Source organism: Nocardia sp. NPDC003269 (assembly GCF_042888005.1).
Taxonomy (GTDB): Bacteria; Actinomycetota; Actinomycetes; order Mycobacteriales; family Mycobacteriaceae; genus Nocardia.
The window spans coordinates 2,277,118-2,297,926 of record NZ_JBIAPA010000001.1 but is presented as its reverse complement, the minus strand read 5'-3'; the positions used below and the strand labels follow the sequence as shown (position 1 = coordinate 2,297,926).

Sequence of the window (20,809 nt, the reverse complement as noted above, 5' to 3'; positions counted from 1 at the left end):
TTCGACACACCGTAGGAGTGCACGTCGTAGAGCTTGCCCGAGAAGTTCAGGCGCATGCCGTGGGTGAGGTGACCGCCGTGCGCCAGGTCCAGGCCGAGCAGGGTCTCGCCCGGGTTCATCAGCGCCATCAGCACGGCGGCGTTGGCCTGCGCGCCGGAGTGGGGCTGCACGTTGGCGAACTCGGCGCCGAAGAGCTCCTTGGCACGGTCGCGCGCCAGGGTCTCCACCACGTCGACGGCCTCGCAGCCACCGTAGTAGCGGCGGCCCGGGTAGCCCTCGGCGTACTTGTTGGTGAGCACGGAGCCCTGCGCCTGCAGGACCGCGCGCGGCACGAAGTTCTCCGAGGCGATCATCTCGAGGGTGTCGCGCTCGCGGGCGAGCTCGCCCGCCATCGCGGCGGCCAACTCGGGATCGAGCTCACCGAGAGACTGGGTATTCACCGAAGCGGTCGTCTGCGTCACGACCCTCAGTCTATGGGCCGCGCGCGGACGCCCGAGCACGGGGATAGCGCAACCGGGCCGCGGCCGCCACCCGGGAGACCCAGGTCACAGGCCTGCGGCCGGACCGTCGACCGGCCCGACGGGGCGAAACGCGGTAACAGCGGCGGACGCGGTGACCGATGACACAGGTATGAACCCCCTACCCGTGACCCCGGCCATCGCGCCGGCCAACCCGATCGAGGCGCTGCTGATGCAACTGAGCTATCTCGTCTGCTCGCTGTTCAGCCCCGGCGGTTGCGCCGTCGTCCTGTAGCTCAGACCGGCATCCGCCGGATCGCGCCCGGCGTGAGCGGCTCGTCGAGCAGACGGCCGAATCGCTCGACCCGGTCCTGCGCGTCGACGGCGTTGTCCAGCCAGCCGCCGAGCAGGCGGTAGCCCTCCACATAGGTGCTGATGTAGGCCCGCCACAGCGGCGAGGACAGGAACCGCAGCGACTGCCGCGCCCGCTCCGGCGTGGCCAGGCTCCACCGCTGCAGGAACGCCGCGACCTCGTCTTCGCCGCGATGCTGGTCGTGCAGCAGCAGCGCCGCGTCCTGACGCACGCTCAGCAGTTTCGCCGACGCGGTCGAGAAGCGCTCGGCCCGCTCACCGTCGAACCGCAGGCCGAGATCGGCGTAGATCTCCTGCGCCCACAGCCCCCAGCCCGGCCCGACGATCGACTGCAGCGCCAGGTCGGCCAGTCCCTCGGCCATCAGGCACTGCGGGGTGTTGACCAGGAACAGCGTCTGCTCGTCCTCGCCCGCGGCGACCAGCCCGGCCTCCTTGCGGCAGTGCTCGGTGTGGTGACCCGGGTAGGCCTCGTGCGCGATGAGCGCGGGCAGGTGCGCCATGTGCTGCTTGAGGTCGGAGTTGATCGCGACCTTGGAGTGGAAATTGCCCAGGTAGTAGTTGAATCCGGACCACGGCTTGTCGCCGACCACCTCGTAGGTGACGGTCTCGTGGTCGGGCAGCGGGTAGCGCTCGCGGACCCGCTCGCGCAGCGCGCTGGAGAAGGCCTCGACGCAGGTCGCGAGCTTGTCCGGCGGGATCTCGTCGCCGCGCCGGTAGGCGGCGGCCCGCTCGGCCAGCGGGCCGTCCCCGCCCAGCACCTCGTCCATCCGGCGGTGCGCCTCGCGGTAGTCGTCGGGGTCGCCGGGCGCGATGTCGACGTCGAAGTAGGCGCGGACCTCGTCGACGAACCCGATGTCCTCCCCGGCGAACTTGCGCGCCGAGCATTCCATCGCCACCAGGTGGGCGTCGAGGAATTCGGTGCGCCGCGCCGAGAGCCCGGCGTCGGCCAGGCCCGCGCGCAGGTCGACGGCCCGGTGCACCAGCTCCGCCGGGTCGGGGACCGGCGCGTTCTCGCTGTCGCGACGCAGCTGCGGGTCGCCGGTGTAGGCGTCGACGAAGCCTTCTTCGAGCCGGTCGAAAGCCAGTCCGAGCCGCAGGTATTCAGTGACGAGTGGATGAGACCCCATGCCGCCCGACCTTACGGGGTAATTCGGAAAAGCGGGCCCTACCTCGGCGTTGTTGCTCGTTACCGACGGGTAGCCAAACCCCCTGTTGCGCGCGGATGGCCGGGACGGAGCACAATCGCGACATGCGGTCAGAGTTATCCCGGATCTCACTGGACGGGCAGCCCAGCTGTGCGTGTGCGCCCGAACGGAGCGTCGGGTAGGTGGCACGGATGAGCGAGCCCAGCCCGTATGTGGAGTTCGACCGGAAGCAGTGGCGCACCCTGCGCAAGTCGACTCCGCTGGTCCTGACCGAGGAGGAACTGACCGGCCTCCGTGGTCTCGGCGAGCAGATCGATCTCGAGGAAGTCGCCGAGGTCTACCTGCCGCTCGCCCGTCTCATCCACCTGCAGGTCGCGGCCCGCCAGCGGCTGTTCGCCGCCACCGCGACCTTCCTCGGGGAGAAGCATCCCGACAAGCAGGTGCCGTTCGTGATCGGCGTCGCGGGCAGTGTGGCGGTCGGCAAGTCGACCACCGCGCGCGTCCTGCAGGCGCTGCTGGCCCGCTGGGACCACCATCCCCGGGTCGACCTGGTGACCACCGACGGATTCCTCTACCCCACCGCCGAACTCACCCGCCGCGGCATCATGCACCGCAAGGGTTTCCCGGAGAGCTACGACCGGCGCAAGCTGCTGCGCTTCGTCACCGAGGTGAAGTCGGGCGCCGAAGAGGTGTGCGCGCCGGTGTACTCGCACATCTCCTACGACATCGTGCCCGACGAGAAGCACTGCGTGCGCCAGCCCGACATCCTCATCGTCGAGGGCCTGAACGTGCTGCAGACCGGGCCGCGGCTGATGGTCTCGGACCTGTTCGACTTCTCCATCTACGTCGACGCCAGGATCGAGGACATCGAGAACTGGTATGTGCAGCGCTTTCTCGCGCTGCGCAAGACCGGCTTCGCCGACCCCGACGCGCACTTCCACCATTACTCCGCGTTGAACGACGAGCAGGCCACCGCGGCCGCGCGCGACATCTGGAACTCCACCAACCGGCCCAATCTGGTGGAGAACATCCTGCCGACCCGCCCGCGCGCGACCCTGGTGCTGCGCAAGGACTCCGACCACACCATCAACCGGCTGCGGCTGCGCAAGCTCTGATCAGCGGTGCGTGGCCCGCACCTCGATCACGTTGCGCAGCACCGGCTTCCCGTCGACGATCAGGTCACCGTCGATGGTGCCGAACGGGTTAGCCGCGCCGGTGTGCCGGAGTTCGACGGCGACCGGGTCGGCGAGGACGCGCACGGCCGGGTCGGCGCCGACCTGGGTCCAGCCGTCGCGGTAGCGCCAGACCGTCGAGGACACCAGCCGCTTCGGTTCGTCGCGGTCCCAGACCAGGCGGGTCAGCACGACATCGGCGCCGTCACCGCGGATGTCGGCGATCGAGCTGCACGACGGGAACGGCGGGCCGACGGAATCGACTGTCCCGGTGACCAGATCGAGCCGGTGCGCCGAGGCGGTGCCGCAGGCGACATTGTCGCGGCTGTAGCCCGCAACGACGACCGACCGGCCGCCGGGGGCGATCGCCGCCTGCCGGAAGGGCATGTTCACGTCGGCGATGCGGCCGAACTGTTGCACCGCACCGGAATTCAGATCGACCACGTAGAGGTGGTTGATGCCCCAGATCGCGCCGGGGATGGTCTCGATGCGGGTGAGCACGGCCCGGTCGCGGTCGAGGGCGATCAGCTCGGTGCCGGTGAGGGCTGCCCCATCACCCAGCGGATCACGGGGTGCGGGCAGCGAAATCGACCGCAGCACCGTGGGATCGGGCGTGCGCAGATCGGCCTGCATGATCGCGCCGTCGCGCCACCAGCCGACCACCGCGTCATGCAGCGGGAACACCCGGGTGCAGTGGCAGTCGATGCGGCCCGAGGCGACGAGCAGCTCGGCGACCTCCATCGCGGTCACCACGCCCGCGCCGTCGACCGTGTAGGCCAGCGAATTGTCCTGGCTGAACCCGAAATCGCGATAGTCGCCGACCCGGTCGCCGCGCATCCCCGAGGCGTCGGCCACCCCCATCCCGGTCGTCGTGCGCACCGCGAACACCGGCGCCGACTGCGGCGCCGTCGTCACGATCTGCGGTCCCTGCGGCGTGGCGGTCGCACAGCCCGCCCCCAGCATCGCGACGGCCGCCGCGGCGACCACCATCCGTAACCCACTGATCCGCATCGGTACCTCCGGCGCTCCCCCGCCTCGGCGTCGCCCGTGCGGCGCCGATCGGCCGGGCACTGTGCCCGGCGCGCGGGTATACGGACTCGGCACCGGATCGGTTCGATGGTCCGAACTCGCCCACGGTGGCGCACCGCTTCCGGGCCGCTCGCCGCCAGCACGGTGCGAATCGCCGGACGCGTGTGGGCGGGCCCGGGACGTGCTGCGGTCGATCGTCGCGCCGGCCGCGGGCACACGGCGGGCGCCGACCCAGCTACCGCTGCACGGCGGACGGCGCGCCCAGCGAGACGACCTGGGTGGCGAGTTCGGTTCGCGTGCCGCCCTTCTCGACGACCAGCACGCCGCGCGGAGTGTCGCGCGCGGCCGTCGGATCGCCGGCGACCACCTGGATCACCGACTCCTGCGGACGCGGCAGCAGCATGTCGACCACCGGCTGCTCGCCGACCGGGGCCCAGCCCTGGGCCGCCGACTGCAACCGGTCGACGGTGCTCGGCGCGCCCGCCACGTCGGCCCACTTCCTGGTGGCGACGGTGATCGTGCCGTCACCACCCCAGCGTGGGCGGTAGGCCGACGAGCACTCGCCCGGCAGCTCGGGCAGTTCCTGCACCGCGTTGGAGCGGGCGTCGATGGTCGCCACGTGGCCGGTGCCGCAGGACGCGCTGCGGGCGGTCGTGCCCGCCAGCACGAAGGTGTGGCCGTCGGGTCCGGCGGCGGCCGACAGGTCGGCGTCGATGCCGGGCACCCGGCCCAGCGGCAGGATCGCCTCGGTGCCGATCGCGTACAGGTGGTTCTTCTCCCACCACAGGCCGCGCGACTCGACCCTGGCCAGCAGCAGGAACTCGTCTGTCGCCGCGACCAGCCTGGCCCCGTCCCATGTGCCACCGGAGAGCGGGCTCGGCGAATCCGGCAGTGTCACATCCTGTTCCGGCGCCGCGGGCGCGGTGCCCGACAGATCCATGGTCATGACCTGGCCCGGCTCCCGCCACCAGGCCAGCACCGACCCGCGCAGGGCCACCGCGTCGGTGCAGTCGCATTCGATCCGCGACACCGCGCCGTCGGCGACCCGTAACGCCACCAGCGTCTTCGACCCCGACTCCACCGCGAAAGCGAACTTCCCGTCCCTGGTGAAATTCACCGCGGCCGACGAATACCCGAAGCTGCCCGGCGCGCGCAGGGTGTCGGCCCCGCGCACCACCGCCAGCTCCCCCTCGGTGCGATAGGCGAACACCGCGCCCGCCGCCTGCGGCTGATCCTCGGGCGTGATCCGGGGCGGCGCCGGCTGATCGGCGCCGCAGCCCGCGACCAGCAGCACGGCACTCGACACCGCGCCGAGCGCCGCGATCCGCGCGCGCCGGCTCGGTCCTGGCTTGCTCACAACTCCCACAGCTCACCCCTGCATGTGTCGTCGGGCCTGGTCTCGCGCAGCAGCGTAGCCCGCGCCCGCCCGGGATCGGGGCGACTCTCCTACAACTTCCAGGCCGCGTCGAGCCTGGTCGCCACGTCGATATTGCGGACCGCCGCGATCTCCGGCTTCCGGATCTCCTGGGCCACATACCGGGCGACGAACCGGCGGATCTCGTGATCGACACTGGCCAGCACCCGCAGCAACTCCCCCCGCTTGGTCGCGCTCGCCACGTTCACCCGCACATCACTGGCCCGCGGCTCCGCGATGTCGATGACCACCCGCAGGGGGTCGGCGGTGCGCGCCGTCAGATGCAGGTGCACCGTGCCGTCCACCCGGAACCGCGACCGATCCACCGCCAGATCGACCACCAGATCCACATGCAGCGGAATGGTGAGTTCGAAGGAGATGTAGGCGTCGATGTAGCGCAGGATGCGCGGCCGCCCCAGCTCGACCTGCGCCGTCACCTTCGCCAGGCGACCCGGCCCCACCCCGATCGGTCCGAAATCGAAAGCCGCGCCGGTGAGTTCACCGAACGCCGCGGCGATCCGCTGCTCGGAGACGGCGTATTCCAGGAAACGCCTGCCGAATTCCTCATAGCTGATGTAGGAAGACTGTTCGGGGTCCACTGCCCGCAGAGTACGCGAGCCGAGTCACCTCACACGCCGAAACGGCGGTGCCGCGCGGCGTAATCCCGCAGCGCGCGCAAGAAGTCGACCCGCCGGAACTCCGGCCAGTACGCCTCGGTGAACCAGATCTCCGAATAGGCGCTCTGCCACAGCAGGAAACCCGAAAGCCGCTGCTCACCAGAGGTTCTGATGACCAGATCCGGATCCGGCTGACCCGAGGTGTAGAGATGCTGACCGATCGCGTCGACCGTGATCGACTGCACCAGATCCTCGCCCGACTCACCCGCGGCGATCTCCTGGCGCACCAGCGAGCGCACCGCGTCGGTGATCTCCTGGCGCCCGCCGTACCCCACCGCCACATTCACATGCACACCGTCGCGGCCACTCGTGCGCTCCGCCGCCACCCGCAGCCGCTTCGCGATCAGCTCCGGGAAACCCGCCAGCGAGCCGACGATCCGCACGCTCCAGTTCTGCTCCGGCGCCGACAGCTCCTCCACCACGTCGGTGATGACCTCGAACAGCGTCTCCAGCTCATCCGGATCGCGGCGCAGGTTCTCCGTCGACAGCAGATAGACGGTCACCATCTCGATGCCCTCGTCGGAACACCAGCCGACCAGCTCGGCGATCTTCAGCGCACCGACCCGATGACCGTGGCTGACATCGGTGAACCCGTTCTCGCGCGCCCAGCGGCGATTGCCGTCGCACATCACGGCGACATGGCGAGGATGCTGCTTGTCGGCCAGCTGCTTGGACAGTCTGGCTTCGTAGATGCGGTACGGCAGACCACGCACCCGAGCGAGAAACTCCACGCCCGCACCCTACGCTCCCCCGCCTCCCCGCGTTTTTTGCCGGTCGTGGGGAGAGCACGAGTTGCGCGCCGGGCCGGCGGTGAGTACGTGGTGGGGTTCCTGGGTGGCTGGGGAGTTACCCCGGTGCTCGCGAGATCGGCGGTGTGGGGGTGGGCACGTTTGTGGTGGTGGAGGTGGGTGCTGACGTACCGTTGGCGGTAACCTACGGTACCGTAGGTTTAGACTTGGGAGGATTCGTGGAGGCTGTGCGGGCCGAGGTGCCGGAGCCGGTGGTGCTCGGCAAGCCGCTGCTGCGGGGGTGGATTCATACCTGGGCGGTGGGGGTCGCCGCGGTCGCGGTGGCGGTGCTCGTGGTGTTCGGGTTCCGGGAATCGGCGACCGCGGGGTGGTCGACGCTGCTCTACGGGATCTCGGTGATCGCGCTGTTCGGGATCAGCGCGGTGTATCACCGGGTGACCTGGCGCAGTGCCCGGGCCCGGGTGCGGATGAAGCGGGCCGACCATTCGATGATCTTCCTGTTCATCGCGGGCAGCTACACGCCGTTCGCGTTGCTCGGGCTGCCGGGGACGACCGGGCGGACGCTGCTGATCGTGGTGTGGGCCGGCGCGCTCGCCGGGGTGGCGTTGAAGCTGTTGTGGCCGACCGCGCCGCGCTGGGTGGGGGTGCCGCTGTATCTGCTGCTCGGCTGGGCGATCGTGCCGGTGGCGCCCGAACTGCTGCACAACGTGGGCGTCTGGCCGCTGGTGCTGCTCGCGGTCGGCGGCGTGATCTACAGCGTCGGCGCGATCCTCTACGCGACGAAATGGCCGAACCCGTGGCCGACGCACTTCGGGCATCACGAGTTCTTCCACGCCGCGACCGTGGTCGCCGCGCTGTGCCACTACATCGCGATCTGGCTGGTCGTGCTCGGCTGATCGGCGCGTGCGCGTCGTGGGCGCGACCGGGCCTTCTATGCTCGATATTCGTGTCATCCGTCAGCGCAGCTCGTGACCGCCGGGCGTCTCGGCGCGCCGGACCCGGGCGTGCGCGATGAACCGGCTGGTCCGCTGGGCGCTGCGCAGCTACTGGGGCCTGGCGCTGGTCGTCATCACCGCCAATATCGTCGGCCTCGCGGCCATCTTCCTCATCGCCTGGGCGGACGGCGTCTTCAGCCGCGTCGGGCCGAACTGGCGGGAAGCGGCCTGGCTGCTGGCCATCTATCCCGTCTTCGCGGTGGCCGTCGGCATCGCGATGGCCATCTACGACCGGCGCCGCTATCTGCGCTGGCTCGACGACGGCCGCAAGCCGACACCGGAGGAAGCGCGGCGGCTGATCGCGCTGCCCGCCGCGATCACGGTGCGCGCGGTCGTGCTGTGGATCCCTGGCATCGCGCTGACGGTCTGGCTGGTCGACCGGTTCACCGACTACGACAACAAAGCGGTCGTGATCGCCGGCTTCACGCTCGGCGCCCTGGAATCGGCGGGCGCGACCTACCTGATCCTCGACCGGCTGATCCGGCCCGCGGTCCCGATCATCACCTCGGTGCTCGGACCCACCGTGCACCCGAGCGCCACCGTGCTCGTGCGCGTGCTCGTCACCTGGGCGGTGTCGAGCGCGCTGCCCGGGCTGATCATCATCACGGTGCTCAACGATCCGGCCACCCCGGCCGAGGACCGGGTGCGCGCGGCCTGGATCTTCACCCTCGTCGCCCTCGCCGTCGGCGCCCTGGCCACCGCGCTGCTTGCCCGCTCGGTCGCCACCCCGATGCGCACGATGTACCGGGCGCTGGACCGGATCACCCGCGGTGAACTCGACGTGCGGGTGCCGGTCGGCAGCGCCAGTGAGATCGGGCGGCTGGAACACTCCGTCAACGAACTCGCCTCGACGCTGCAGGATCAGCAGCACACCGAGGACGTGTTCGGCAGGCACGTCGGCTCGACCGTCGCCGAACGCGCGCTCTCCGGCAGCACCGACCTGACCGGTGACGTGCGGATCGTGTCGGCACTGTTCGTCGACGTCACCGGATCGGTGCAGCTGTCGGCCGAGATGGCGCCGGAACAGTTCGTGCACAAGCTCAACCGGTTGCTGGCCACCGTCGTTGCCGCCACCGAGGACAACGGCGGCCTGGTCAACAAGTTCGCAGGCGACGCCGCCCTGTGCATCTTCGGCGCCCCCTCCGCCCTCGACGACAACGCCACCCCCGCGCTGCGCGCCGCCCGCCGCATCCGCGACGAGGTGGTCGCCACCGGCGAACTCGACGTCGGCATCGGCGTCGCCCGCGGCCAGGTCTTCGCCGGTGACGTCGGCGCCGACACCCGCCTCGAATTCACCGTCATCGGCGACGCGGTCAACGAGGCCGCCCGCCTCACCGCCATGGCCAAGGAGGTCGACCGCCGAGTCCTCGTCAGCGACGCCGTCCTCGAGGCCGCGACCGCCACCGAACGCGCCCACTGGAAGCGCTACAAAGACCTGCGCCTGCGCGGCATCCCCGGCCGCACCCGCACCTGGACCGACATCCCACCGGGACGCCGGTGAACCGCGCGTTCCGCGCAGCGCGGCAGCGAACTGGCCTGGCCAACGCCTCCGCATCGTGCGCAGCGCGCCGACCAGGCCGCGCTAGGCGCGCAGTGCGGCGGTCAGGTCTGCCGGGTCGGTGACCGGGAGGTCACAGACCGAGCCGCGGCAGACGTAGGCGGCGGGGGCGTCGTCGACCAGGGGGCGGTCGGCCAGGAGTGGGGCGGAGTCGGGTGGGCCGGCCAGGACGACCGCGCCGCCGGGGGCCCAGGTGCGGGCGGCGGCGAGGAGTTCGGTGGCGGCCGAGGACTTCTCGGTGGCGGTGACCGCCACCTGGAGGGGGCCGCGCAGCGACGCTTCGGCGACCGAAAGCCAGTGGCCCGCGGTGCGTGGGGCGCGGGCCAGCAGGACCGCGCCGCGCGCGAGGGTGTGGTCGGCGAGTTCGCGGTAGCGCACCGCGTGCTCGGGGTCGGTGACGGCGGACGCGGTCAGCAGGGCTTCGGCGAGGGCGGAGGAGCCCGCCGGGGTGGCGCCGTCGACCGGGTCGCGCGGGCGGGCGACGAGGGTCTCGGCGTCGTCGGCGGTGTCGAACCAGCTGCCGGGGCGGTCGGGATCGGCGAAGTGGTCGATCGCGCTGTCCAGCAACACCTGTGCGGCGGCGAGCCAGTCGGGTTCACCGGTGGCCTGGTAGAGGGCCAGCAGGCCGGTGGTGAGCCAGGCGTAGTCCTCCAGGACACCGGGCGGGGTCCCGACGACACCGTCGAGCGAGGCGCGGCGCAGCCTGCCGTCGACCAGGTGGACGTCGAGCAGGAAGCGCGCGCAGCGGACCGCGGCCGCCACCCACGACGGTTCCTCCAGTGCCGCACCGGCTTCGGCGAGGGCGGTGATCACCATGCCGTTCCAGGCGGTGACCACCTTGTCGTCGCGGTCGGGCTGCGGGCGTTCGGCGCGCAGCTCCAGCAGCCGGGCGCGCAGCCGGTCGAAGCGGGCCGACTGCTCGGCGTCGACGGGATCGCTGCGCCGGGTGAGCACCGAGGTGCCCTGTTCGAAGTTGCCCGCCGTGCTGACGCCGAAAGCCTCCGCGGCCCAGACGCCGTCGAGCGGGCCCAGGTCGCCGATCAGTTCCGACGGCGTCCACACATAGGTGGCGCCCTCGACCCCGGGACCGCCCGGTTCCAGGTGGGTGTCGGCGTCGAGCGCGGAGGCGAACGCGCCCTCGGCGGTGCCGAGGTCGGCGAGCAGGAATTCGACGGTCTCGCGAGTCACCCGGTGCGGCAACGACTCCAGCGGGGTCGCGGGCGCGCGGCGCGCGAGATGGGCGTAGGCGCGCAGCAGCAGGGCGTTGTCGTAGAGCATCTTCTCGAAGTGCGGGATGAGCCAGCCCGCGTCGACCGAGTACCGGGAGAAGCCACCGCGCAGCTGGTCGTAGATGCCGCCGCGCGCCATCGCCTCGGCGGTCCGCTCGACGAGGTCGAACACGGCCTGGTCGCCGGTGCGTTCCCAGTGCCGCAGCAGGCCTTCCAGCAGCGCCGACGGCGGAAACTTCGGCGCCCCACCGAAACCGCCGCGCTCGCGGTCCTCGTCGGCGGCGATCGCGAGCACCGCCTTGTCGAGCAGGTCGGGGACGACGGCGAATTCGGCATCGGGCAACCCGGTCGCCTGTGCGCGCAGCGCGTCGGTGACCTGCTCGGCCGCCTTGTCGACATCCTCGCGACGGTTGCGCCAGGTGTCGGTGATGGCGCTGAGCAACTGGGTGAACGACGGCATCCCGCCGCGCGGCGCCTTCGGGTAGTAGGTGCCGCAGTAGAACGGCGCGCCGTCGGGTGTCAGGAAGCAGGTCATCGGCCATCCGCCCTGGCCGGTCATGGCGACGGTCGCGTTCATGTACACCGCGTCCAGGTCGGGCCGTTCCTCCCGGTCCACCTTCACGCACACGAAGCCGGCGTTCATCTGCTCGGCGGTCGCCGCGTCCTCGAACGACTCGTGCGCCATCACATGGCACCAGTGACACGACGCGTACCCGATCGACAACAGGATCGGCACGTCCCGCTCGGCCGCCTCGGCGAGCGCGTCGGCGTCCCACTCCCGCCAATGCACCGGATTGTCGGCGTGCTGACGCAGATACGGCGAAGTCGCGTTACCCAACCGGTTCACAGTGCCAGCCTCCCAGATCGGTGTGACCTCAGCCTAGTGCGCGGCCGTTTCCGGGCGAGTGACCCATGCCACGCGGAGCCGCTGTCAGGAAATCCGGGGCTGCCTCGTTCAAGGAGCACGCGAAGCAGACAGGAGCCAATCATGAAGCACCGCATCGTCGTCCTCGGCGCCGGATACGCCGGGGCCTTCACCGCCGGGTATCTGGCCCGCCGACTCCACGCCGACGACATCGAGATCACCGTCGTCAACGCCGCGCCCGATTTCGTCGAGCGGTTGCGCCTGCACCAGCTCGCCGCCGGGCACGAACTTCCGCACCGGCCGTTGACCGAGATCTTCGCCGGCACCGGCATCCGGCTCCGCGTGGCCAGGGTGACCGGCATCGACGTCGACCGCAGGACGGTGACGGTCAGCGACGACGACGGCACCGACCAGCTCGGGTACGACACCCTGCTCTACACACTCGGCAGCACCGCCGCCGACCACGGCGTTCCCGGTGTCGCCGAGCACGCCTTCCATGTCGCGGAGCGGTCGTCCGCGCTGCGCCTGCGGTCCCGCCTGGACGAGCTGGCCGAGGGCGGGCGGGTGCTGGTGGTCGGGGGCAACCTGACCGCGATCGAGACCGCCACCGAGATCGCCGAAGCCCATCCGGGGCTCCGCGTCAGCCTGGCCACCGGCGGTGAGCTGGGCGGCTGGCTCGGCCCGAAGGCGCGCGCGCACCTCCTGCGCGCCTTCGACCGCTTCGGCATCACCGTGCACGAGCACAGCGAGATCGAGCGGGTCGAGCGGACCGGTGCCGTCGTCGTCGACGGGACCGTCCTCGCCGCCGACGCGACCGTGTGGGCCGCCGGGTTCGCCGTCCCGCCGATCGCCGCCGCCAGCGCGCTCGCGGTGGAACCCGACGGCCGGATCACCGTCGACCGGCAGATGCGGTCGATCTCGCACCCCGAGGTGTACGTGGCCGGGGACAGCGTCTTCGTGCTCGGCGAGAACGGTCTGCCGCTGCCGATGTCGTGCGCGTCGGCGGGGTTCACCGGCTCGCAGGCGGCAGCGGCGATCATCGGGGACCTGACCGGGCGCGCGATCAAGACGACGGCGCTGTCGTATGTCGGCAACCACATCAGCCTGGGTCGCAAGGACGGGTTGTTCCAGCTGGTCGACCGCCGAGCGCGGGCCAGGGCCGGTGCCCTGCGCGGGCGACCGGCGGCGCGGGTCAAGGCGGCGATCGTGGCGACCAGCGCCTGGGCGATCAGCCGCCCGACCTTCGGGCAGCGCAACCGCCGATACCGCCTGGCCACCGCTCGCGCGGTCTCGTCCCGGGTGGTTCCCGCCTAGGGTCGTGCGCATGGACATCGTCGCTGTGGCGCACTTCGAGGCCAGCCGGAACCGGCTGGCCTCGCTGGCGTATCGCCTGCTCGGTTCGGCCGCCGACGCCGAGGACACGGTCCAGGACGCGTTCCTGCGGTGGCAGGCCGCCGACCGGGAGTACGTCGAGGTGCCGGAGGCCTGGTTGACCAAGATCGTCACCAACCTGGCGATCGACCGCCTCCGTTCGGCGCAGGTCCGCCGCGAACGCGCGGTCGGCGCGTGGCTGCCCGAGCCGCTGCTCGACGGCGATCCCCTGCTCGGCCCGGCCGAGACCGCCGTGCAGCGCGAATCGGTGACGCTGGCGGTGCTGTTGCTGATGGAGCGGCTCTCCCCGGTCGAACGGGCCGTCTACGTACTGCGCGAAGCCTTTTCGCACAGCCATGCCGAGATCGCCGGGATGCTCGGCATCACCGAATCGGCGAGTCAGCAGCACGCGCACCGGGCCCGGCGCCGAATCACCGCCGCCGGCACCGAGACCCGCACCGACGAGGTGTCCGCGCGGCGGATCGTCGAGGCGTTCGTCGCGGCCGCGACATCGGGCCGGACCGAGCGCCTGGTCGCCCTGCTGACCGACGACGCGACCGGCGTCTCCGACGGCGCGCTGGGCCTGGCCACCACGCTGATCCGGTACGCGACCCCGGCCCAGCTCGCCACGGCGGTGCGGGTCGGCCTCGCACCGACACCCGCCAAGCGCAAACTCGTCGGCGGCTCGCCCTCGATCCACGCGGCCGTCGTCAACGGCTGCCCGGCCATGGTGTTCACCCTCGACGATCGCGTCCTCGGCGTGTCGATCCTGGCGATCCGGGACGGCAGGATCGCGAGCATCGGCAGTGTCTCCGCCCCGGCCCGGCTCGGTCGCCTCACCGAGTCGTGGCGACAGCGCGAACACGATGCCCCGCTGGTCGAATTCTGGTGAGCCCGCTCGGCCGACCGATCACCCGATGACGTCGGCGCGTGATTCCTTGTCGCCCACCGCGACCCAGGCGGCGAGGGCACCGACGACCAGGCTGAACGGCGAATACACCGCCAGGTCCCAGCGGGTGAACAGGCTGCGCTTGCCCACGAATCCCGAATAGACCAGGCCCAGCGCCCCGCGCAGCAGGAGCCCACCGGCGACGGTGGCGACGGCCGCGCGGCCGAGCCGGGCGGGGAGCGCGCGCGGCGCCAGTCCCGCCTGCGCCGACACCGTGTAGGCGGCCGCGGCGAACGTCGCCGCGGCCGCGGCGGTGGCGACCGGGCCGGGCGCGTCGTCGACGGAGTCACCGCTGGTCGCATTGGCGAATACCGCGCGATCGGCGAACGGCCACGGGGAGAAGACCCAGACGACGTGCATGGCCGCGGCGATGCCGAGACCGGTCGTGGCGAGCCTCGCGGCCGGCTTCCTGAACCTCATGATCGCTTGTCCTTTGTCCAGCTCGAATTACGAAACCATTGGTATCGAAACCAATCGCTCGAATAGTGCCATGCGAGCCGGGACGCGGCAAGGGTCAGCCGACCGGCGCGGCCCGCAGGCCGGGCCTGCGCCCGAGGGTGATCCAGCGCAACAGCCACTCGGCGGGCCCATACCGGTACCGGCGCAACCAGATCGCGCTCACCCACAGCTGGAGCGCGAAGATCGCCAGCGCCAGCGTCATCGTCGCAGGCGGCGACAACCGGCCGGCCAGGCCGAACCCGACACCGGTGAAGAGGATCAGCCCGATCGCGGACTGGCCGAGGTAGTTGGTCAGGGCGATCCGTCCCGCCGGTGCCAGCGCCGAGCGGATCCACGTGGTGCGCGGGGCGTGCATCAGCCGCAGCAGCGTCGCGACATAGGCGGCGGCGAGCAGCGGCGCGGTGGCGACGCTCGCGGCGACGGCGAGCGTGTGCCCATTGCCCCCGCCGAGGGTGTACAGCAGGCCACCGGCCACGCCCACCGGAAAGCCGATCCACTGGATACGCCGCAGGATCGGCTCGTCGCCGCGCACCCGCGCGAGCAGTTGCCTGCGACCGGCGACCAGGCCGAGCAGGAACATCGCGAGCGCGGTCGGACCCTGCATGGTGAGGGCCTGCAGGATCAGCAGCGGCAGGCCGTCGAGATGGTGGCCGATGACGTCGCCCCAGCCACCCAGCATGGCCGCGGTCGAGTGCTCCGCGTTCACGCGAGCCTCCTCGGCCGACGGCAGCACGGCCGACGCGTCGAGGAACAGCCCGCTCGCCACTAGGCTCACCAGCACCACGCCGTACAGCGCGGCGGCGACCCGCAGCGCCGTCCGGTCCGCGCACCGCCGCATCCAGAACAGGACCAGGCAGGCCACCGCGTAGGTCGTCAGGACGTCAGGACGTCACCGCCGTACAGGAACACGATGTGCAGCACGCCGAGGACGAACAGTCCCGCGATCCGGCGCAGCATGCGCGGTTCGAAGGCGGTTCCGGCGGCGGCCGCCGATTCCATCTGGAGGGTGAAGCTGTAGCCGAACAGGAACGAGAACAGCACGTAGAACTTCATGTCGACGAACACCGAGGACACCCCGCGCACGACCTCGTCGAGGGTCGAGGTGAACTGCGGGTCGACGACCAGGTTTCCCGGATACCCCGAGGCCATGAAGGTGATGTTGACGATGAAGATCCCCAGCAGCGCGAAGCCGCGCAGCGCGTCGACATCGTGCACCCGGGATCCGGGAACAACCAGCTGATCGGTCATACGATCGCCCACTCTCGCCGAGCTCCTGAATAATATCCCCGGGATACTATCCCATAGATACTAAGTGCGGCGATAGTATTCGGGAGCGGCCGCGCCGACGCCGCCGAACTCCGAGGAGGTAGTTACCGTGACGCCCGACGAGGCGATGCCCGCCGACCTGGGCAGGCTCTGGCGACTGCCCACCCCGGCGCGACTCGGACGACCGGCCGAACTCGACGTCGACACGGTCGTGCGCACGGCGGTCGAGCTGGCCGACCGCGGCGGCCTGGACGAGGTGACGCTGGCGAAAGTCGCGTCCACCCTCGGCTTCACGAAGATGGCGCTCTATCGCCACGTCGGCTCGAAGGACGAGTTGTTCGAGCTGATGTCCGACCTCGCGCTCGGCCCCGCGCCGGACCCGACAGCCGCGCCCGGCCGGTGGCGCGACGGCCTGCGGCAGTGGGCGCACGCCCTGCTCGCGGCCTACGCCGCGCACCCGTGGGTGCCGCAACTGCCGATCGCCGGACCGCCCCGCGGCCCCAACGCGGTCGGCTGGCTCGACGCCGCGCTGCGCCCGCTCGCCGCGACCGGGCTCGACTGGGGGACCAAGGTGGGCATCGTGATGCTGGTGAGCATGCACGTCCGGCAGGCGAGCCTGCTCACCCAGCAACTGTCCGACGGCAGAGCGGGATCGGGCCTGAGCGAGGCGCAGGTCAATCAGAACTACGGCAGCGCGCTCGCCGGCCTGGTCGACGCGCAGCGGTACCCGGAGGCGGCGCGACTGTTCGCCGCACCGCTGTTCCGGTCACCGACGAGCACGCCGGACGACAGCGACTTCATCTTCGGCCTCGAACTCATCCTCAACGGCGTTGCCGCGGAGATCGCCGCGCCGCAAGCCGATCGCTGAGGAACTCGGTCACCTGGGCCAGCGCGGCCTTCGCCTGTGGGACCAGGCCGGGCAGGGCGATGAAGGCGTGTGGTGCGCCGGGGTGCTCGAACAGCCGGACCGGCGTACCGGATTCGCGCAGCCGCTCGGCGTAGCGGCGGCCGTGATCGGCGATCGGGTCGACGGTCGGGACCAGGATCAGGGCCGGTGCCACGTCGTGCAGGTCGGCGTGGATCGGCGAGACGGCGCCCGCGTCCGCGCCCGCCAGCCGTTGGAAGAAACGCAGGCGCGCGACCGGCAGCATCGGGCTGTCGCCCGGGTCGGTCATCGAGGGGTAGTCGAGCATCGTGGCCGTCGGGTCGACGGCCGGGTTGACCAGGACTTGCGCCTGCACCGGGAGATCGGCGTCGCGGGCCCGGATCGCGGCCATGGCCGCGATGAGGCCCCCGCAGCTCTCCCCGGCGACGGCGACGCGAGCCGGGTCGATCCCCCAGTCGGCGGCCTCGGTCACCACGTGCCGCAGCACGTCCCACCCGTCGTCGACCGCCGCCGACAGCGGCGTACCCGGCGCCAGCAGCCGGTGCTCGACCGAGACGACGACGGCGGGCAGCCGGGCGGCGAGACGACTATTGGCCCAATCGCATTGGGCCGCGGTTCCCACATAGGCGCCGCCGTGGATGTGCACGACGAGCGGCAGGGCCGCCGCCGTCGTGCGGGTCGGCCGGTAGACCCGGACCGGGATCACCCGATCCGGCAGCGACACGTCCTGCCAGGTGATCGCGGCGCCCCCGTCCGGGAATCCGGTGATCACCCGGGAGAACCGCGACGACGCCGTGCGATTGGCCGCGTCACGGACGGTGATCAATTCCGCCGGCGTCAGCGACTCCCACTCCGGTTCCTTGCGCAGCGCGTGCAGCAACCGCACGCGGTAGGACACCTCGTCCCTGCGGGTCGCGTCGTTCATGGTCGTTCCTCCTCGATCACACCGCGCCGGATGTCGCCGGTCTCGCGGTAGCGGACACGACACTCAGCATCGGCCGCCGACGAATCGAGGTATTGGACAAATGTTCCCGTCGCGGATCACCGGCGCGGGTCACTCCCGGCGGACCGGGCGCGACCCACCCCGACGCTCCGTCAGGATCCGCTGGTGAGCAGGCACCACGCGGTCAGCAGCGGGTGGGCGGTGCACGGGCTCGGCGGAACGGGCGACGGGCCGATGGGAGCGGGGTCGGCCAGGGCGGTGCCGCCGCCGGCCAGGGTCGCGGTGCCGATCACGGCGGCGACGACGATGCCACGCAGTGCGTTCATGGTGAAACCTTTGCTGTCGAGGTGAGTGCCGGGTCAGAGGGCGACGCAGGCGGATCCGAGATCGATGCCGGTGCCGACGTCGACGACCTGCCTGGTCTCGGGCCACGCGTCGGGCTGCACGGCGTAGATGTAGGTGATGCCCGGCTTGGACGGAGTCCACGTCGTCTCGGCCACACCATCGACCGGCATCGCGTCGGCGAAACCGCTGGGGCCCTGGCCTTCTTCGAAGAAGTAGACGCGCTTGGTGTTGTCGTCGACGGTCACGCTCACGTCGTAGGTGCAGGTCGTGCCGTAGCGGTGGGCGCCGAGGGTGACCGAGGGCGCGATGCCGATGCTGGTCACGGTCGCCGAGGCGGCGGGCGCGAGCACGGCGGTCACGCCCGCGACGGCGCCGACCGCGACGGTCGCGGCGGCACCGCGAATCAGGGTGGGTAAGTGGCCATTTCGAGCCATAGGACGATCCTCCAGCGGCTTGTTGCGATCGGATGACGGCTCAGAGTTTTGCATATTTGACCGATCGGTCGCAATAAGTGACCAGAGGTGAAAATTGCTGTAACACAATGCTCTTCGACCTCGATATCGCCACGTAGGACCATTCTTGTTCCGCCGGAACGACCGGTCTTAAATATCGCGGTGCGCGAGTCAGACGACTGTCGCGTAGGACCGCCCGGCCCACGCCACCTCGTCGACCGACAACCACGGCGAGCTCGCCAGCCCAGCGGGTGTCAGACCGGCGAAAGTCGCTGCCGCACGGCTCAGATGGGACTGGTCGACGTACCCGCTCTCGGCCGACACCAGCGCCACGCTGTCCCCGGCGGCCAGCCGGTGCGCGGCGTAGTCGAACCGCACCAGCTGCGCGGCCTGCTTCGGCGTCACCCCGAGTTGCGCCCGGAACCGCGCCCACAGCCGCTTCCGGCTCCACCCGAGCTCGTCCGCCAGCGCCGCGACCCGAATCCGGCCACGGGACACCACGATCCGGTGCCACGCGGCGGCGACCTCGGGATCCACCCGGCTGCCCGACGCGACGCGCCTGCCGAGCTCCGCGCGCACGATCGCGAACCGCTCGTCCCACCCGGCGGCGTCGCGCATCCGCTCGCGCAGGCGCTCGGCCGCCCGGCCCCACACCTCGTCCAGCGCGACCACCGGCGCCCCCGCCATCGGCCCGAGGACCGCGTGCGCCACCACCGGCGACAACCGCACCTGCATCAGCTCCACTTCGCGCGCTCGCCCGCGCACCCGCGCGGCCCCGAGCCCGACCACCGCGCTCCCCCGCTGCTCCGCCCCGCCGCCCGCGTCGACCAGCAGGCCGTCCCCGAAGTCGAGAAAGACCGTCAAGGCCGGATACGGCACCACCTGCAACTCGACGTCCGCCGCGGCCCGCCCGGCGAACCCCGCCATCGCCACGCCCGCCACCGACCACCCCGGGACCGCGACCTCCACCTCGGCCCCGGCGATCCGAACCGGCTCGACAGGCACACCGCCATGGTACGAGCGGCCCGCGACCACGGCCGCACAGCGTGACGACCGCGAGCAGGCCGGCCGAACGCTGGATGCCCGCCGCGTTCCCGGTGCACAGCAGGTGGTCCGCATCCCGGGCAACGACCGCGGTGCGCCCCGAAACCGCTGCTCAGTGCCCGATGCTGAGGCATGATGAGGGGTGACCGACCCGATTCGCGATCGCACAGGAAGACGCCGATGGCCTCGCAGCTGACACTCTCGGCGCAGCGCGCTGCGCTGGAACGAGAGTGGGAGCAGTGGGTGCCCGCGGGCGGGTCCGCGCCGGGAACGGGGAGTTCGGCGGTGCGGACAGAGGTCGCGCAGTCGTGGTTGCGGTCGCTGCGGACGGTGGATCCGGGGCGCGACTGCGCGCCGGAGAGCGAGCTCGACGACATCGGGCCGCGGTGGGCGGAGTCGCCGCTGCGGGGGCCGGTCACCGAGCTGAGCGAGCAACTGCGCGGCGCCGCCGAGGCCGGATTCGTGGCCGCGGTCACCGACGCCTCGGGCACCATCCTGTGGACCGACGGCGGACCGGTCATGCGCAGACGGGCCGAGCAGGTCAACTTCGCGCCGGGCGGGCGCTGGGACGAGGCGCACATGGGCACCAACGCCCTCTCGCTCGCGCTGCGCACCGATCAGCCGCACACCGTGTTCTCCGCCGAACATCTGGTCGCCGCCCTGCACGGCTGGGTCTGCTACTGCGCGCCGATCCGGGCCGCCGACGGCACCCTGCTCGGCGTGCTCGACCTGTCGACCACCTGGAAGCGCTCGCACCCGCTGGCCATGGCGACCGTGCGCACCATGACCAGCGCCATCGAGTCGAAACTGCACGCCGCCACGCCCGCGCCCGCCGGAATGCGGCTGACCTGCCTCGGCACCGGCCGGCTGCTGCGCGATGGCACCCCGATCCGGCTGCGCCCGCGTCAGCTCGAGATCCTCACCCTGCTCGCCCTCGACGACGACGGCTACAGCCACGAACGCCTGCACTACGCCGTCTACGGCGATCGCGCGGTCGGGGCGAGCACCCTGAAATCGGAGATGTCCTACCTGCGCCGCGCCACCGGCGGCGACATCACCAGCCGCGTCTACCGCTTCACCACGGCCCTGTCCTGCGACGCCGTCGATGTCGCGCGCGCGCTGGAATCCGGCGACCTCGACACCGCCGTCCGGCTGTATCACGGTCCGCTGCTACCGGATTCGGACACCCCGGGCATCAGCGAATGGCGCGACTACCTCGCGGTCGCCATGCGCAACGCCGTGCTGGCCAGCCCGGACGCCGACCACGCGCTGACCTACGGCGAGGCCGCCCCCGACGACATCGCCGTCCACGAACACGCGCTGGCCCTGCTGCCCCCGCGCGACGCGCGACGCGCGGTCGCCGCGGCCCGCCTGCACAGCGCTCTTCGCGCCTGATCGGTCCGGCTTCAACGTTTCATCAACCCTCGCGGC

Annotated in this window: 21 protein-coding genes and 1 pseudogene; 8 read left to right on the top strand and 14 right to left on the bottom strand. The window is 71.3% G+C overall.

Annotated elements, in window-relative coordinates; all coding sequences use genetic code 11:
• A pseudogene (locus ACFYWJ_RS10585) lies at positions 1-461 on the bottom strand (serine hydroxymethyltransferase); the annotation flags it as partial.
• A gap of 169 nt (positions 462-630) precedes the next feature.
• Between ACFYWJ_RS10585 and ACFYWJ_RS10580 the strand changes: the two are divergent.
• Complete coding sequence (locus ACFYWJ_RS10580) at positions 631-753, top strand: hypothetical protein (protein ID WP_019048990.1); 123 nt, start codon at positions 631-633, stop codon at positions 751-753.
• 1 nt (position 754) lies between these two features.
• On the opposite strand, the gene ACFYWJ_RS10575 is transcribed toward ACFYWJ_RS10580, so the two are convergent.
• The gene (locus ACFYWJ_RS10575; protein ID WP_355273094.1) at positions 755-1,957 is read right to left on the bottom strand and encodes a DUF885 domain-containing protein; all 1,203 of its coding nucleotides are present in this window, start codon (positions 1,955-1,957) and stop codon (positions 755-757) included.
• A gap of 200 nt (positions 1,958-2,157) precedes the next feature.
• Between ACFYWJ_RS10575 and coaA the strand changes: the two genes are divergently transcribed.
• Positions 2,158-3,090, top strand: coding sequence for a type I pantothenate kinase (coaA, locus tag ACFYWJ_RS10570; RefSeq protein WP_355273097.1), 933 nt, complete (start codon positions 2,158-2,160; stop codon positions 3,088-3,090).
• Here coaA and ACFYWJ_RS10565 read toward each other — a convergent pair whose 3' ends face one another.
• From ACFYWJ_RS10565 to ACFYWJ_RS10550, 4 genes are all read right to left on the bottom strand, one after another.
• A complete protein-coding gene (locus ACFYWJ_RS10565; protein ID WP_355273100.1) occupies positions 3,091-4,158 on the bottom strand; it encodes a hypothetical protein in 1,068 nt (355 codons plus the stop codon).
• Positions 4,159-4,411: 253 nt separating this feature from the next.
• Complete coding sequence (locus ACFYWJ_RS10560) at positions 4,412-5,533, bottom strand: hypothetical protein (protein WP_355273103.1); 1,122 nt, start codon at positions 5,531-5,533, stop codon at positions 4,412-4,414.
• Positions 5,534-5,622: 89 nt separating this feature from the next.
• Positions 5,623-6,189, bottom strand: coding sequence for a hypothetical protein (locus tag ACFYWJ_RS10555; RefSeq protein WP_355273106.1), 567 nt, complete (start codon positions 6,187-6,189; stop codon positions 5,623-5,625).
• Positions 6,190-6,218: 29 nt separating this feature from the next.
• Entirely contained in the window at positions 6,219-6,998 is a 780-nt protein-coding gene (locus ACFYWJ_RS10550) for an isoprenyl transferase (protein ID WP_355273109.1), read from the bottom strand.
• A 245-nt stretch (positions 6,999-7,243) separates the two neighbouring features.
• Here ACFYWJ_RS10550 and ACFYWJ_RS10545 point away from each other — a divergent pair, with 245 nt between their 5' ends.
• Together ACFYWJ_RS10545 and ACFYWJ_RS10540 are read left to right on the top strand one after the other, a co-directional pair.
• Positions 7,244-7,912, top strand: coding sequence for a hemolysin III family protein (locus ACFYWJ_RS10545; protein ID WP_355274598.1), 669 nt, complete (start codon positions 7,244-7,246; stop codon positions 7,910-7,912).
• A 115-nt stretch (positions 7,913-8,027) separates the two neighbouring features.
• Complete coding sequence (locus tag ACFYWJ_RS10540; protein ID WP_355273112.1) at positions 8,028-9,512, top strand: adenylate/guanylate cyclase domain-containing protein; 1,485 nt, start codon at positions 8,028-8,030, stop codon at positions 9,510-9,512.
• 81 nt (positions 9,513-9,593) lie between these two features.
• Here the strand turns inward: ACFYWJ_RS10540 and ACFYWJ_RS10535 are convergent, their stop codons facing one another.
• Positions 9,594-11,645: a thioredoxin domain-containing protein gene (locus tag ACFYWJ_RS10535; protein WP_355273114.1), complete on the bottom strand. Its 2,052-nt coding sequence runs from the start codon at positions 11,643-11,645 to the stop codon at positions 9,594-9,596.
• A gap of 141 nt (positions 11,646-11,786) precedes the next feature.
• On the opposite strand from ACFYWJ_RS10535, the gene ACFYWJ_RS10530 reads away from it, so the two are divergent.
• Complete coding sequence (locus ACFYWJ_RS10530) at positions 11,787-12,977, top strand: FAD-dependent oxidoreductase (protein ID WP_355273117.1); 1,191 nt, start codon at positions 11,787-11,789, stop codon at positions 12,975-12,977.
• Positions 12,978-12,987: 10 nt separating this feature from the next.
• The gene (locus ACFYWJ_RS10525; protein ID WP_355273119.1) at positions 12,988-13,926 is read left to right on the top strand and encodes a sigma-70 family RNA polymerase sigma factor; all 939 of its coding nucleotides are present in this window, start codon (positions 12,988-12,990) and stop codon (positions 13,924-13,926) included.
• Positions 13,927-13,944: 18 nt separating this feature from the next.
• Here ACFYWJ_RS10525 and ACFYWJ_RS10520 read toward each other — a convergent pair whose 3' ends face one another.
• The 3 genes from ACFYWJ_RS10520 to ACFYWJ_RS10510 all read right to left on the bottom strand — a co-directional run bounded on the left by ACFYWJ_RS10520 (position 13,945) and on the right by ACFYWJ_RS10510 (position 15,690).
• A complete protein-coding gene (locus tag ACFYWJ_RS10520; protein WP_355273122.1) occupies positions 13,945-14,403 on the bottom strand; it encodes a DUF3995 domain-containing protein in 459 nt (152 codons plus the stop codon).
• A gap of 94 nt (positions 14,404-14,497) precedes the next feature.
• Positions 14,498-15,304 (bottom strand): DUF418 domain-containing protein, encoded by an 807-nt coding sequence (locus tag ACFYWJ_RS10515; protein WP_355273125.1) that lies wholly within the window; start codon positions 15,302-15,304, stop codon positions 14,498-14,500.
• A gap of 11 nt (positions 15,305-15,315) precedes the next feature.
• The gene (locus tag ACFYWJ_RS10510) at positions 15,316-15,690 is read right to left on the bottom strand and encodes a DUF418 domain-containing protein (RefSeq protein ID WP_387164606.1); all 375 of its coding nucleotides are present in this window, start codon (positions 15,688-15,690) and stop codon (positions 15,316-15,318) included.
• A gap of 127 nt (positions 15,691-15,817) precedes the next feature.
• On the opposite strand from ACFYWJ_RS10510, the gene ACFYWJ_RS10505 reads away from it, so the two are divergent.
• Positions 15,818-16,576, top strand: coding sequence for a TetR/AcrR family transcriptional regulator (locus tag ACFYWJ_RS10505; RefSeq protein ID WP_355273131.1), 759 nt, complete (start codon positions 15,818-15,820; stop codon positions 16,574-16,576).
• On the opposite strand, the gene ACFYWJ_RS10500 is transcribed toward ACFYWJ_RS10505, so the two are convergent.
• The 4 genes from ACFYWJ_RS10500 to ACFYWJ_RS10485 all read right to left on the bottom strand — a co-directional run bounded on the left by ACFYWJ_RS10500 (position 16,530) and on the right by ACFYWJ_RS10485 (position 19,339).
• Positions 16,530-17,519: an alpha/beta hydrolase gene (locus ACFYWJ_RS10500; protein ID WP_355273134.1), complete on the bottom strand. Its 990-nt coding sequence runs from the start codon at positions 17,517-17,519 to the stop codon at positions 16,530-16,532. The genes ACFYWJ_RS10505 and ACFYWJ_RS10500 overlap by 47 nt on opposite strands.
• A gap of 170 nt (positions 17,520-17,689) precedes the next feature.
• Complete coding sequence (locus ACFYWJ_RS10495; protein ID WP_355273137.1) at positions 17,690-17,863, bottom strand: hypothetical protein; 174 nt, start codon at positions 17,861-17,863, stop codon at positions 17,690-17,692.
• Between the two features lie 33 nt (positions 17,864-17,896).
• Positions 17,897-18,316, bottom strand: coding sequence for a hypothetical protein (locus ACFYWJ_RS10490; RefSeq protein WP_355273140.1), 420 nt, complete (start codon positions 18,314-18,316; stop codon positions 17,897-17,899).
• 189 nt (positions 18,317-18,505) lie between these two features.
• On the bottom strand, positions 18,506-19,339 hold the full coding sequence (locus ACFYWJ_RS10485; protein WP_355273142.1) for a helix-turn-helix domain-containing protein: 834 nt from the start codon (positions 19,337-19,339) through the stop codon (positions 18,506-18,508).
• Between the two features lie 219 nt (positions 19,340-19,558).
• Here ACFYWJ_RS10485 and ACFYWJ_RS10480 point away from each other — a divergent pair, with 219 nt between their 5' ends.
• Entirely contained in the window at positions 19,559-20,773 is a 1,215-nt protein-coding gene (locus ACFYWJ_RS10480; protein WP_355273145.1) for a transcriptional regulator, read from the top strand.
• Positions 20,774-20,809 lie beyond the last annotated feature (36 nt).